Source organism: Paenibacillus sp. S28 (assembly GCF_016624415.1).
GTDB lineage: Bacteria > Bacillota > Bacilli > Paenibacillales > Paenibacillaceae > Paenibacillus_AQ > Paenibacillus_AQ favisporus.
The window spans coordinates 24359-38716 of sequence record NZ_JACVTM010000014.1; the positions used below are offsets into that span (position 1 = coordinate 24359).

Genomic DNA, 14358 nt, shown 5'->3' on the forward strand with positions numbered 1-14358 from the left:
CGGTAGTTAAAGCCTGCGATACAGCCACACGGAGACAATGATGCCGATCAAACTCAGCAGGCTTAGTTTCATTTGAATGGTAATGTCGTAACTGATAATGTCCAAATTAGCTTGCGGTGACCATTTGATCATCGTGGATGCGGTCAGAAAAGAAAGAGCTTGTACAGGCTCCAGCGCTTTGGCTATCCATGCTCCCGCCAGCCAGCCAAGCAGCAGAAACAGCAGTAATATTCCAACATTCTTCTTCATTCTTCTCTTCCCTCGCCATAATTTGACACCCACATTATTATACGGTTATTTGGACGTCAATACAAACACAAATCCGGCATGGGGAAGTATTTCCATTTCCACGCCGGATCTTTGTGTTTTATGCTTTTTCCAGGGAAGCGACAAGCTGCTTCTGCAGCATGATGAATTCCATCATCCTGGACTGGATTTCCCATAAATGCCCCTTCGCCGTATTTTTGTTGTATTCCTCGACGGACGAAAGCGAGCTGTTCATCGCCTGCTCCAGCTGCTTGCCCATCTCCTGCTGATCCGCGCCCAGGCCGGCCTGGAACGGCTTGGCCGCCTCCGTCCACTGCCGGTGCAGATCGGTCAAACGGTTCATATCCTCGGCACCGATTTTCCCCGGAAGATCCTTGCCCAGGAGGCTCGCCGAGGCTTGGCTCAGCAGCGCAACCAGGTCCGCGCTCACTTGAAAGTATTGGTTAACGGCCTCAGCGTCTCCGTTAAAATGCAGGGAGGTTGCGGCCGGGAGATCCACCTCCCGCACATACAGATCGACCCCTTCAGCCTTCAGCTGATTGCTGAGCAGCTTGGCCTGTTCGCGGTCTGTGGACAGGCCCGCATACACCCGGTTTTCCTCATCCGGGTCGTTCCCTGCGGCAATGCCGTACTGCTCCAGCTCATCCTTCGCCTGCTGAACCCGGTCGGCGGTGCTGAAGACCCCATACTGCAGCATGTAGTAGGTTTGAGGACCCACCTCGACGGCGATCGCCGGGACGGAAGATTGATCCTCACCGGACTGCGCAGAGGTGCTTACAGCACTCGGGTTTCCTGTGTTGCCGCCCGGGTCCATCCCCGCAGATCCGTCCTTGAAAAAGGAGAGGACCACCAAACCGAACAACGCCCCGGTGACGATTGCTCCAGTTACCGTTCCGACTACTTTCCATATCGATCCCGGCCGGTGAGGCCGGTAGGAATACTCCTCGATGATGGGCCCGGGCCCCGCTGCATCGGGTCTGTTCTCGATGTTATCGTAGGCATCATAGTCCTCCCTGACCGTGTACCTATTATTGGCACGATCTAGGTCCCAGTCTTCCGAGCTGTCCTGATAGCGATGATCTGGCCCGTCCGCAACGGAATCATGCTCAGGTGTATCGTCTGCCCGCTCCTGGATTCCGTAACCCATCCTCTCCTCCAGACGCTCCCAGCTGTCCTCCCTGTTAAACGGATCACTCCATCCCTGCATTGACGCAGGCACAGCCGATATCGGGGTACGCTTTGTTTCAACATCGCGGCGGTTGCTTCCGGAATTACGATCATCCGCCCATGCAGGGTCCTGTGCAGCGGATCCCGCAACCGTCAGCTGTCCGCGGTCCTTCTTATCTTCAAGCTGGCGCCCTTGTTCTTCATCAAACCGGAACGTCATTCTCGCCTTGTTCACACCCAAACACCTCACCCTTGTCCGTATCTACTATGTATATATGATAGATTTCCAGAAGTTATGTTTGATTGTCCCACGAAAATGACAAGAGCAAAAAAACCGTAATCCCTCTTCAGAATCAGGGAATTACGGTTTCTTCGATCATGATCATATGCAGCCCTGCCCATCCGGCAGAGGCATTCCTTACATTGTCTTGGCGATTTCCGCCCCGACTTTCCAAATGTCGCCTGCCCCCATGGTCAGGACAAGCACCCCTGGCTGGAGCCGCGGCTTCAGATCGTTCAGGACATCTTCCTTCGTCGGCAAATAACGGGCACCCGCATTGCTGTTTTTGACGATCAAATCAACCAGCTTTGAAGAGCTCACGCCCTCGATCTGCTTCTCTCCGGCTGGCGAATAAATGTCGGTAATGATCACTTCATCGGCTCCGCCGAACGCCCGGCTGAATGCATCGAGCAGGAAGAAGGTCCGTGTATAGCGCTGCGGCTGGAACACGGCGATAATCTTTTTGCCCGTAGCCTTGGCGGCGCTGATGGTAGCTTCGATCTCCGTCGGGTGATGCGCGTAATCGTCGATGATCAGAATATCGTTCTTCTCACCGAGCACCTGGAAACGGCGTTTGGCGCCATGGAACTTCGAAACGCCCGCAGCGATGGATTCGAACGGAATCCCGGCCTTCAGGCAGGCGATCACCGTGGCCATGGCGTTATAGACGTTGTGGCGTCCCGGAACCGAAAGCTCGACGGTTCCCAGCGTCTGTCCGTTATGCTTCATCGTGAAGGATACGTGACGGTCGCCCAGGACCAGATCCTCTGCGGTATATTCCGCATCGGAATCGATCCCGTAGGTGGCCACATTGCAGCGGATCGAAGGAAGGATCGCGCGGATATTCGCGTCATCAGCGCAGACGACGGCCGTGCCGTCTTCCTTGATCTGGCTCAAAAACTGCACATAAGCGCTCTTCAGCTTCTCGAAATCGCCGTCGTAGTTTTCAAGATGATCCGCCTCAATGTTCGTCACGATGCCGAGCCACGGATGGTACTGCAAAAAGGAGCCGTCGCTCTCATCCGCCTCAGCCACCACGTAGTCCCCTTTGCCAGCCTTGGCGTTCGTGCCGACGTTCATAATTTCCCCGCCGATAATAAACGTCGGATCTGCGCCGCATTCCTCCATGGCGAGTGCAATCATGGACGACGTAGTCGTCTTGCCGTGTGCTCCCGCAACGGCGATGCCCTTGCGCTCATTCAGCAATCTGGCCAGCATTTGCGAGCGGTGAAGGATCGGAATGTTCAGATGCTCCGCCTCTCTTCGTTCCACGTTGTCTTTGGGAAGCGCCGTCGAATAGACGACCAAATCCGCTCCGTGAACCTGCTCGGCCGTATGGCCTATATAAATTTTGGCTCCCTTGGCAGCCAGTTTTTCCGTTAATTCCTGGGCAGCCACGTCCGAACCCGTGACCGTGTATCCCATTTCCAGCATAACCCGTGCGATGGCGCTCATCCCGTAGCCACCAATACCGATAAAATGAACATGTTCAGAATTCAACAGATTTTCACCAACCTTTTTCAGAATCGGTCTGACCCAGCAGGGCTGCCCGCACATCAGAAATCAAATACAGCGTGCCGGACACCACTGCCAAATCCCCCGGTTCTGTCCGTGACTTAAGTATGTCTAGCGCGTGTTTCCAATCCGGTTCTACGATGATCTGCAAACCTGGTTTGCCGTGAGAATGCTTCAGCCGCTCCACAATGTCCAGCAAAGCATCAGCGTCCATTTTTTTCCGGAAATCCGGCTCGGTCAGGATAAGCGTATCCACTATTGGAAGTATATGCTTCAAAGAGGACTCATGATGCTTATTTGACAGCATTCCCATCATCAAATTTAACTGTTTAAAGTGATAATGCCTTTGCAGGCTCTTGCTGAGGCTCTCCAGCCCCTCCGGATTATGCGCCCCGTCCAGAACAATCCGCGGAGAATCGCCCACTTCTTCGAGCCGGCCGGCCCACTTCGTATCCCGGAATCCCTTCAGCAGATCCTCATCGTCCATGACAAAAGCCATGTACTGCCGCAGCACTTCCAGCGCCATCATCGCGCCGGCGGCATTAGCAATCTGGTGCTCGCCCTTCATCCCGATGCTCAGATCCAGCTCGCGGAAAGGACCTTTGAAATGGAACGTCTGCAAGGAACCGTCCAGACCGGTATATTCGTAGGTGAACTGCTCTCCCGCCAAATACAGCGTCGTGCGGCACTCTTCGGCTTTTTGCTTCAGCACCTCAATGACTTCCGGCTGGTTCACGCAGCTGACCACCGGAACGCCTGGTTTGATAATGCCAGCCTTTTCCGTGGCGATTTCCACAAGCGTATCGCCAAGAATATCGGTGTGGTCCATCCCGACATTGGTGATGATGGAGACGATGGGGTGAACGATGTTCGTTACATCCAGCCTTCCCCCGAGCCCGGTCTCCCATACAACCACGTCAGGGTAGCATTCCTCGGCATAATACAGAATCGCCAGAGCCGTGGACACTTCGAACATCGTCGGCGATCCGAGCTCCGTGGCCGCAATCTCCTGCACTGCAGGGTACAGGCGGTTCGCCAGGGAGAGCAGCACCTCCTCCGGAATGTCTTCCCCGTTGTACTGAAAGCGGTTCGTGAATTTGGTGATATACGGCGAAGTATACGTGCCTACCGAATAACCGCTTTGCAGAAGTACACGGGTCAAGTAGGCGCATGTCGACCCTTTCCCGTTCGTACCGGCGACATGAATGAATTTCAGCCTCCGGTGAGGGTTCCCGAACTTCTCCATTAACGTTTCGATCCGCTGCATCCCCGGTCTGATCCCAAACGGAATCAGACCGTTAATCCAATTCGCCGCCTCTTCATATGTGCGCAGAGAAGCCTCCCGTCCGGCTTCCAATTGATCCCCCATACCATTCACCTTCTGAATTTTAGTTAAGTTTCTGCTGCGTCGTGATCAGCCTCTCAGCTCTTCGATCCGTGCGATGACTTTGCTGCGTTTATCGGAATAGTCGGCCATCTTGGCCTTCTCCTCTTCAATGACTTTTGCCGGCGCTTTCGCCACAAAGCCTTCATTGGCCAGCTTTTTCTCCACCCGCTGCACTTCGCTGTTCAGATGCTGCAGCTCTTTCTCCAGCCGCGCAATCTCCTGGTCAATGTCGATCAGACCGGCTAGCGGCAGGTACAGCTCGGCACCGGTAATCACGGCGGTCATCGCCTTGTCCGGCGTCGTCAGGTCCAGACCTGCCGTAAAGCTCGAGGTGTTGCAGAAGCGCTGAACGTATACTTCGTTCCGGTCCACGATCTGCAGCACTTGCTCATCGCCCGCCTTCAGCATCAGCTCGATCTTCTTGCTCATCGGAACATTAACCTCTGCACGGATGTTGCGAACGGCACGGATGGCATCCATCAGCAGCGACATCTCGGCTGCAGCTTCGGCATCCTCGAAGGCTGGATCATACTCCGGCCATGCCGCAAGCGTGATCGTTTCCCCTTCGTGAGGCAGATGCTGCCAAATTTCTTCGGAGATGAACGGCATAAACGGATGAATCATCCGCAGCGTGCGGTCCAGCACATAGCTAAGCACCGACTGCGTCGTTTTCTTGGCGCTCACATTGTCTCCGTACAAAGAGAGTTTGGCAAACTCAATGTACCAGTCACAGAGGTCATCCCAAATGAAGTTATACAGGAGCCGGCCCGTTTCACCAAATTCGTAGGCATCTATTAGACGCGTAATGTCACGGGAAGTTTCGTTCAGGCGGTGGAGAATCCAGCGGTCCGCCGTGCTGAGCTCTCCGCTTATGTCAATGTCGTCATATGTGAATCCTTCCAAATTCATCAGAGCGAATCGGGAAGCGTTCCAGATTTTATTGGCAAAGTTGCGCGCCTGCTCCACGCGTTCCCAGCGGAAGCGCAGATCCTGCCCCGGCGTGCTGCTCGTGGAGATCATGTAGCGCATCGCATCTGCGCCGTACCGTTCGATGACGTCGAGCGGATCGACGCCGTTGCCGAGCGACTTGGACATTTTCCGTCCCTCGGAATCCCGGACCAGACCGTGCATCAGCACGTCCTTGAACGGAATTTCGCCCGTAAATTCCAGCGCGGTAAAGATCATCCGGGCTACCCAGAAATAGATGATGTCATAGCCCGTAACGAGTACATTCGTCGGATAATAACGCTCCAGATCCGCCGTCTGCTCCGGCCAGCCGAGGGTAGAGAACGGCCACAGCGCCGAACTGAACCAGGTGTCCAGAACGTCGTTGTCCTGCGTAAGCTCGGTGCTTCCGCATTTGGAGCATTGGGTTACATCCTCGTGCGCGACGTGGATCTCACCGCAGGATTCACAGTACCAAGCCGGAATCCGGTGTCCCCACCACAACTGACGCGAAATACACCAATCCCGGACGTTTTCGATCCAGTTCAGGTATGTTTTCTCGAAACGCTCCGGAACAAAACGTACCCCTTTGCCTGCCTTTTGCGCCTCGATGGCTCTTTCTGCGAGCGGCTGCATTTTAACGAACCACTGCGTCGACAAGTAAGGCTCGACTACGGCGCCTGTGCGCTCGCTGTGCCCTACCTGGTGCACATGGTCTTCGATTTTGATCAGCACGCCGAGGTCCTTCAAATCCTGAACGATCTGCTTGCGGCAATCGGCCCGGTCCATGCCTTCGTACTTCGCAGCCTGGTCATTCATCGTGCCGGTCTCGTCCATCACGATGATTTGCGGCAGATCGTGGCGCAATCCCACCTCAAAATCGTTCGGATCGTGTGCCGGGGTAATTTTTACGGCGCCGCTGCCGAATTCTCGTTCCACGTACTCGTCGGCAATAATCGGAATCTCGCGTCCAACTATCGGAAGCACGAGCATCTTGCCGATCATGTCCTTGTAGCGCTCATCTTTCGGATGAACCGCTACCGCCGTATCGCCAAGCATCGTCTCGGGACGCGTGGTCGCTACCGTAATGTGGCCGCTTCCGTCCTTCAGCGGATACTGCAAATGATACAGATGGCCGTTGACTTCTTTATATTCAACTTCAATATCGGACAAGGCGGTTCTGGCGGCCGGATCCCAGTTAATGATCTTTTTGCCGCGGTAGATCAGCCCTTTTTCATAGAGTTTCACGAAAACTTCGCGAACCGCCTTCGACAGACCTTCGTCAAGCGTAAACCGCTCTCTGGAGTAATCCAGGGAAAAGCCCATTTTGGCCCACTGTTCATGAATCGTTTCCGCGTATTGGTCCTTCCATTCCCATACTTTCTCCAGGAACTTCTCGCGCCCCAGGTCGTGGCGGCTAATATTCTGCTCACGCAGCTTCTGCTCCACCTTGGTCTGCGTCGCGATGCCCGCATGGTCCGAGCCCGGAAGCCACAAGGCGTCGTATCCCTGCATCCGCTTCGTGCGGATCAGAATATCCTGCAGGGTAAAGTCAAGGGCGTGCCCGATATGGAGCATCCCCGTTACGTTTGGCGGCGGAATCACGATCGTGTACGGCTCCGCCTCGGGCTTCTGCCCGGCTTTGAAATACTGGCCGTCGATCCAGTATTTGTACCATTTCTTCTCGGCCGATTTCGGGTCATACGTCGTCGGCATCCCGGTTGTTGCTTGGTTTTCCTGGTCTGTCATATTGTTCATCCTCCATCACAAGATCAGCTTTGCCAAAAATACAAAAAACCTTTCGTCCTCAAAGGACGAAAGGCTGTTCTTTCGCGGTACCACCTTTGTTTTGCGACAAGCAGCACAAACACGCATGCCCCCCGCAACACTCCATACAGATAACGGCTGCAGCCGGCCGGCTCTACCTCCCGCGCCTTCGAACGCAGGTGCTCAAACCGACAACTTCCGGGCGACTTCGGACAGCTGCATCCTGCGGAATCTTCCAGCGCTGCAATTCCGCTCTCTGAAGGGCAATACCGCCTACTCTTCCCGTTCATCGTTTTTTTGAAGATGGTTAAATGGATTCATTTTCAGCGAAGCTGAAGCGATTCATATCGCAAGAAAAACTTCCGTCAAATACGGGATGTCTTCTGTAATTGACGTTCATTGATGTTTTTCTGCAAAACATATACTCCATAATAACGCGCTTCATGTCGATAGTCAACTTCCCTTGGCCCAAAGTGCAGGACCATTTTCCCGTGTTCAGGCAGGCCACATCCCGGGAACAAAAAAAAGCCCGGCGCAACAAAGCGCCAGGCTCTTCGGATTGCATCAAAAACGTTACGGGATGTACAGAACTTGACCTTCCTGCACGGTCTGGTCCGCCAGCCGGTTGTACAGCACTAGCTCCCGCGGCGTCAGCTGATAACGGTCGGCGATCGTCTCGAGCGTCTCTTCCCGCTGAACGATGCACAGCCGGACCTTACGGAAAGGAGTCTGCTCGGAGATACTGCCGAGGAACAGGTTCTTCCATTTGATATCATCGGCTTCAGCAGCACCCGCGCTGGCGGCGGCATCAGCAGCCTGCTGCTCCTCCTGTGCCTGCTGGTACTCAAGCTCCTTGATCGAACGGCTTGAGGACAAGATCGAGGAAAAACCGATCGCTTCCTTCTCGCCGGACTCGGGTTCCTTCTTGCTTCCGAGCGCAATCCGCATTTCCCGGTCTTCAGGCGGTTCTTCCTGCTGAACTTTATCCTGGAAAGCTCCAAACGGGAACGTAGGCTCGCTGAACGGGTCTTTACCCGCCGCGTTCAAATAGATGTCTTCTTCCTGTTCTTCATCCGCCTGAACCGCCGTCGCTTCCGGATGCAGCAGCTCCGACTCCTCTTCATGCTCAAAATGCCACTTGTTCGGGTACTGGGGCTCCGCTGTCCGGTCTGATGGTTCCTTGTCCGTATGTAAAGCGGATAATCCGGCCACCTGCGGCGGAGGCGCTGCCGCTTCCCGCTCAGGTTCGCGGGCAAATTCCCATGCGGTAGACGGCGCAGTTTCACGGGAATCGGACGCCTGAGGCACAGCCGCTTCCTCCGGCTCGGACGGAGGAACAGCAGCCGCTTGCCATACGGCTTCCCAGGCTGCCGCTTCCCGTGCTTCATCCGAGTCATCGGCTTCCGTGGCTTCGATCGGAACCTGTTCCGGCTGCTCTGCCTGAATTTGGGACTGAGGCGGCGCAAAGGACGGAGCCGGTGCGGTCCAGACAGGCGCAGGGTCGTCCGGCGGCGTGAATTCACGCTGTTCCGGTTCTGCCGAAGCCGGTTCTTCCTCCCGCTCTTGCGCGAAGATAGCCGCTTCCTCCGGAATGTCCTCATCCGGTGCATGAACCACCGTGAATTCGTCCGCTTTCCAGGCGGGTGATTCCGCGACCTGAGTCTCGATGCCGCGCAGAGAGAGAACGCCCGTAATATTCAGGCTTCGTTTGGACAGCAGGTCGACGTCGAAATTTTCGATTTCCACCGCAATGTCATCCAGCGAGGTTACCCGGTTCAAGGGAACCGTAATTTCCACTGGAATGAAATGCTCCAGCCGCTGCGTCCCTTCTTCCTCACCTTCGCTTCTGTACAGCCCCGACAGGAGCAGATGCCCGCGCAGACTGGCTTGTTCGTCCTGGCTGATCACTTGAATATGCGGAAGCAGCTCGATTTCCTCGAGTTCTTCGATTCCCGCCACGTCTTCGTTTAAATGAATGCGTTCGTAAATGTCAAAGCGTAAACCGTAGGACTGGTCAAACACAAATAACGTCCTCCTTTTCGGCATATTTCTAACCGTGGGCCATCCCCACAGCACGAGCCAAAATCGTTACTCGTTCTATTTATATGCTTTAAAAAGAGGAGCATGCCAGTTTTCATATGATACTTAGGTTTACGCTCTCACAAGGGCTTTGAGACGCTCCATATCCTCGGGCCACGGATCGCTCACCTCAATCTGCTCGAGTGTGAGCGGATGGGCGAAAGAGAGACGCTCCCCGTGAAGCGCCTGCCTGCCGATGGCGGACATGCTTCCGCCATACAGGGCATCACCCAGCAGCGGGTGGCCGACATGACTGAGATGAACGCGGATCTGATGCGTCCGTCCGGTTTCCAGTTCCAAGTAGACGAGGCTGGCTTGATTCCCGGCTTCTGCATGGAGAATCCGGGTCACCGCAGATTGCCCTCCCGGAGACACCCGTCTGCGCTGCTTGTGATGGCGGTCCTTGCCGATGGGCAGGTCGATGACCTTCAGATCCGCAGGGATCCGCCCCTCGACAAAGGCGGCGTAAATCCGCGAAATCCGCTTGCCGCTCATCTCCTTGTCCAGCACAAGCTGCGCCCAGTCATTTTTGGCATACAGCACGGGCCCAGTGGTATGCTGGTCGAGCCGATGAATATGCCTGACCGCAATCTCTTCCCCCTGCATCTGATAATGGGCGGCCACGGCATGATCCAACGTGATTTCGTCGGAGCGTCCATCCGGGTGAACCTTCATCCCGGCAGGCTTGTGAACGACCAGGCAGAAGTCGTCCTCGTACAGCACGGTGAGATCCATCCAGATAGGCTCGATCCCCGCCTTGCGGGCAGCAAAAAGGGCCAGCCGTAGCCGGTCCCCTTTCCACTCGATGCCATTTGATGCCTTAAGCTGTCCAAGCAGCTTCTCCGGCATGCCTGCCTCATTCAGCAGCCACGCCGCGGCCGCCGCTTCGCGGTCTTCGGCCGATGCAATTTTTTTGCCCGGAGCCAGCTCCAGCCATTCCCCGCGCCGGAGCCAGTGGTTCAGGCTCACAGCTGCTTGAGGGCGTTGTAATTGGCTTCGATCGTCGCATCGATGTCTTCGATGCTATGGGCAGCCGATACAAACATCCCCTCAAATTGGGAAGGAGCCACGCTCACGCCTTCCTCAATCAGATTGCCGAAATATTTGGTGAAGCGCGGAATGTCGCTCGTCTTCGCCGTATCGTAATTCACGACAGGCCCTTCCGTGAAGAAAGGACATACCATGGAACCGACGCGGTTAATCGTCACCGGAATGCCAAGCTCTTTGGCATTTTTCACAAAACCGGCCTCCAGACGGGCTGCGCGCTCTTCCAGCTGGTCATATACGGCAGACGTCAGGAGCTTCAGCGTCGTAAACCCGGCTGCCATGGCCAGCGGATTTCCGCTCAGCGTGCCCGCTTGATAAATCGGACCCGACGGCGCCACTTTCTCCATAATTTCGCGTTTGCCACCGTATGCGCCGACAGGCAGTCCGCCGCCGATGACCTTGCCCAGGCAAGTCAGGTCAGGCGTAATGCCGAACCGGCCTTGGGCACAGTTCAAATGAACACGGAACCCGGTCATGACCTCATCAAAAATGAGCAGGCTACCGTATTTCGTTGTAATTTCGCGCAAGCCCTCCAGAAAGCCCGGAAGCGGAGGCACGACGCCCATGTTGCCGGCTACCGGCTCCACGATAACGCAGGCGATCTCCTCGCCAAAACGTTCAAAAGCAAGCGTAACGGACTCAAGGTCGTTGTATGCAACCGTGATCGTGTTGCTGGCCACGCTTTCCGGCACGCCCGGGCTGTCAGGCAGACCCAGCGTCGCCACCCCGGAGCCGGCTTTGATGAGCAGGCTGTCCGCGTGTCCATGGTAGGAGCCTTCGAATTTCAAAATTTTGCTGCGTCCCGTGTACCCGCGGGCCAGGCGAATCGCGCTCATCGTCGCTTCCGTACCGGAATTGACCATCCGGACGATGTCGATAGAAGGAACACGCTCGCACACGAGCTTGGCCATCTCCGTCTCAATCAGCGTAGGAGCGCCAAAGCTCGTGCCTTTGGCCGCCGTTTCCTGAACCGCAGCAATCACTTCCGGATGGGCGTGTCCCATAATCAGGGGTCCCCAGGAGCCGACGTAGTCGATAAAACTGTTGCCATCAATATCGTACACGCGCGATCCTTGGGCATGGTCCACATAAATCGGCGTAAGGCCGACCGATTTAAAGGCGCGGACCGGACTGTTCACCCCGCCGGGAATATATTGCTTGGCTTCTTCAAAGGCCGACCGGGAAGCCTCCTCCTTGCGCTTTCCTGACATACTGCTCATGTCATTCACTCCAATCTATCGGTTTAAATCACCCCGCAATGCGGGGATTTTGCTCCGATGCTTCGGTTATCCCTTGATCCACCGGGCCACGTCTTTGGCAAAATAAGTAATAATGATATCCGCGCCGGCGCGCTTCATGCTCGTCAGCATTTCCTGCACCACGGCTTTTTCGTCGATCCAGCCTTGAATGGCCGCCGCTTTGACCATGGAGTACTCCCCGCTCACATTGTAGGCGACGAGCGGAAGGTCGAACTGATCTTTCAGCGTGCGCATAATGTCCATATAGGACAAAGAAGGCTTGACCATCAGCATGTCGGCCCCTTCAAGCACATCGGATTCCGCTTCACGCAGCGCTTCGCGCGCGTTGGCCGGATCCATCTGGTAGGTTTTGCGGTCGCCGAACTGGGGTGCCGAGTCGGCTGCTTCGCGGAATGGGCCGTAGAAGGCGGAAGCATATTTGACCGAATAAGACATGATCGGAATATGCTCAAATCCGTTCTCATCAAGCCCTGCGCGGATCGCCTGCACGAAGCCGTCCATCATGTTGGACGGGGCGATAATATCGGCGCCGGCTTTCGCCTGGGACACCGCCGTTTTGACCAGCAGCTCCAGCGATTCATCATTCATGACGTCACCGCACACATGGCCATCCCGTTCATAGGTATGCACCATGCCGCAGTGTCCATGATCCGTAAACTCGCAGAGGCAGGTGTCGGCTACGACGAGCAGGTCCGGATACCAGGACTTGATCAGGCGTGTCGCTTCCTGCACGATGCCGTCTGCCGCAAAGGCCGAGGAGCCGATGCTGTCCTTCGTTTCCGGAATGCCGAACAACAGCACGGCCGGAATGCCGAGGGAGGCAATTTCGTCCACTTCTTCTTTCAGCCGGTCCAGCGAAAAATGATAGACTCCCGGCATGGATGAAATCTCGTTTTTTATGTTTTCTCCATAGGTTACAAAAATCGGCATGATCAGGTCATTCACGTTCAGCACCGTTTCGCGCACCATGTTCCGCATGCCCGCGGACTGGCGGAGGCGCCGGTGTCTTACCATTGGAAAACTCATAGCTGTAAACCTCCTGTTGGTAGATATTTACGAGTCTAGGATCATCCCAGACCCTTCTATTCTGATGCGGCCGCAGCTTCCGCGTTCCACAGGCACAGCGACCGGACAAGGCTGTCCAGCGTCGCTTCTTCGGCAATGATGCCTACTTCAAGGCCCGCGTCACGGGCTGTCTTGGCCGTAATTTCTCCAATACATGCAACTTCCACGCCCTGCAGCAGCGCTGCCGGGTCCTGCACTCCCATCCGCTGTAAAATCGAGAGCAGATTGTTCACCGTCGACGAGCTGGTAAACGTCACGGCATGAATCCCGCCCTCTTCCAGCAGCCGGATCAATTCGGGATCGTCCTCCCGCCCGGTGATCGTCTGGTACATCACGGCGCTGGTGACCTCGAGTCCCATCTCGGCGAGCTTCTCAGGCAGCCAGTTTCGTGCCAGATCCCCGCGCGGAAGGAAGACCTTCTGGCCGGCGAGCAGCTGGCTGCCCAGCGACTCGATCAGTCCCTCCTGCTGGAAGCGGTCCGGCAGCTCTACGGGGATGATGCCCCGCTGCCCGAGCTCTTCGGCTGTGGCCGGGCCGACCGCCGCAATTCGCGCCCGGTGCAGCTGCCGGATGTCCTTCCCCTGCTCCTTCAAATGGCGGAAGAAGTAGTCGACACCGTTGGTGCTGGTGAAGAACACCCAGTCGTATTCACCGAGCCGGTCGAAGGCGTCCTTGAGGCCCTGTTTAAGCTCGGGCGCTTCGGGATACACCGTCTCGATCACGGGAAATTCGTAGGGCTCCCCGCCGAGCTCCTCGATCCGGTTGACCAGATCGCTTGCCTGGGCCCGGGAGCGGGTGACCAGGATCCGCTTGCCGAACAGCGGCTGCGACTCCGCCCATTTGAGCTGCTCGCGCTGCCGCACGACGTCGCCGACAACGATGACGGCCGGCGGCTGAAAGTCCGCCTGCTTCACTTTCTCCGCGATGTCGGCGAGCGTCCCGGCGAGCACCGCCTGCTCCGCCCGCGTCCCCCACCGGATCAAGGCCACCGGCGTGTCGGGGTTGCGTCCATGGCGCATCAGCTGCTCGGCGATATAACCGATCTTGGCCACGCCCATCATAAAGACCAGCGTTCCGGTCGCGTTCGTGACCTTGTCCCATTCGATCATCCGGTCCAGCTTGTCCGGGCTCTCATGCCCGGTGATGATGGACAAGGAAGAGGCCAAATCCCGGTGGGTCACCGGAATGCCTGCGTACGCCGGTACCCCGATCGCCGCCGTAATGCCGGGCACGATTTCATAAGGAATGCCGTTTCGCCTTAGCAGCTCAGCTTCCTCACCTACGCGTCCGAATATCGTCGGATCGCCGCCCTTCAGCCGCACGACCGTTTTGCCCTGCAGGGCAAGGTCCACCAGCAGCTGGTTGATCTCTTCCTGCTTCATCGTATGGCGGTCCGGGAGCTTGCCGACGTATATTTTTTCCGTTCCAGGCTTGAGGGAATGCAGCAGCTGCGGCCCCGCCAGGCGGTCATACACGACGACATCCGCCTTTTGCAGGCATTCCAGCCCTTTTACCGTAATTAATTTGGCATGCCCGGGCCCGGCTCCCACCAAAAATACTCTTCCCGCCATGTTCTCATC

General features: G+C 56.2%; 10 protein-coding genes and 1 other annotated feature. All 10 genes read right to left on the reverse strand.

Annotation, left to right across the window (positions count from 1 at the left end; all coding sequences use genetic code 11):
• Positions 1-6 precede the first annotated feature (6 nt).
• The gene (locus tag IAE55_RS25975; protein ID WP_076174380.1) at positions 7-249 is read right to left on the reverse strand and encodes a DUF4321 domain-containing protein; all 243 of its coding nucleotides are present in this window, start codon (positions 247-249) and stop codon (positions 7-9) included.
• 118 nt (positions 250-367) lie between these two features.
• The gene (locus IAE55_RS34285) at positions 368-1669 is read right to left on the reverse strand and encodes an SPOR domain-containing protein (RefSeq protein WP_200634290.1); all 1302 of its coding nucleotides are present in this window, start codon (positions 1667-1669) and stop codon (positions 368-370) included.
• Positions 1670-1852: 183 nt separating this feature from the next.
• The gene (murC, locus tag IAE55_RS25985) at positions 1853-3217 is read right to left on the reverse strand and encodes a UDP-N-acetylmuramate--L-alanine ligase (protein ID WP_105446197.1); all 1365 of its coding nucleotides are present in this window, start codon (positions 3215-3217) and stop codon (positions 1853-1855) included.
• 4 nt (positions 3218-3221) lie between these two features.
• Positions 3222-4598 (reverse strand): bifunctional folylpolyglutamate synthase/dihydrofolate synthase, encoded by a 1377-nt coding sequence (locus tag IAE55_RS25990; RefSeq protein ID WP_192717249.1) that lies wholly within the window; start codon positions 4596-4598, stop codon positions 3222-3224.
• A 45-nt stretch (positions 4599-4643) separates the two neighbouring features.
• Positions 4644-7310: a valine--tRNA ligase gene (locus IAE55_RS25995; RefSeq protein WP_105446163.1), complete on the reverse strand. Its 2667-nt coding sequence runs from the start codon at positions 7308-7310 to the stop codon at positions 4644-4646.
• Between the two features lie 58 nt (positions 7311-7368).
• Positions 7369-7627 (reverse strand) — a binding site (T-box leader).
• 274 nt (positions 7628-7901) lie between these two features.
• Positions 7902-9350 carry a LysM peptidoglycan-binding domain-containing protein gene (locus tag IAE55_RS26000; RefSeq protein WP_258169097.1) on the reverse strand — a complete coding sequence of 483 codons (1449 nt, stop codon included), beginning with the start codon at positions 9348-9350 and terminating at the stop codon, positions 7902-7904.
• A gap of 129 nt (positions 9351-9479) precedes the next feature.
• On the reverse strand, positions 9480-10376 hold the full coding sequence (locus IAE55_RS26005; protein ID WP_200634291.1) for an RluA family pseudouridine synthase: 897 nt from the start codon (positions 10374-10376) through the stop codon (positions 9480-9482).
• Positions 10373-11674, reverse strand: coding sequence for a glutamate-1-semialdehyde 2,1-aminomutase (gene hemL / locus IAE55_RS26010; protein ID WP_181153242.1), 1302 nt, complete (start codon positions 11672-11674; stop codon positions 10373-10375). The genes IAE55_RS26005 and hemL overlap by 4 nt, the downstream gene beginning before the upstream one ends.
• A gap of 66 nt (positions 11675-11740) precedes the next feature.
• Positions 11741-12739 (reverse strand): porphobilinogen synthase, encoded by a 999-nt coding sequence (gene hemB, locus IAE55_RS26015; protein ID WP_200634292.1) that lies wholly within the window; start codon positions 12737-12739, stop codon positions 11741-11743.
• A gap of 56 nt (positions 12740-12795) precedes the next feature.
• Positions 12796-14349: a uroporphyrinogen-III C-methyltransferase gene (gene cobA, locus IAE55_RS26020; protein WP_200634293.1), complete on the reverse strand. Its 1554-nt coding sequence runs from the start codon at positions 14347-14349 to the stop codon at positions 12796-12798.
• Positions 14350-14358: the final 9 nt, after the last annotated feature.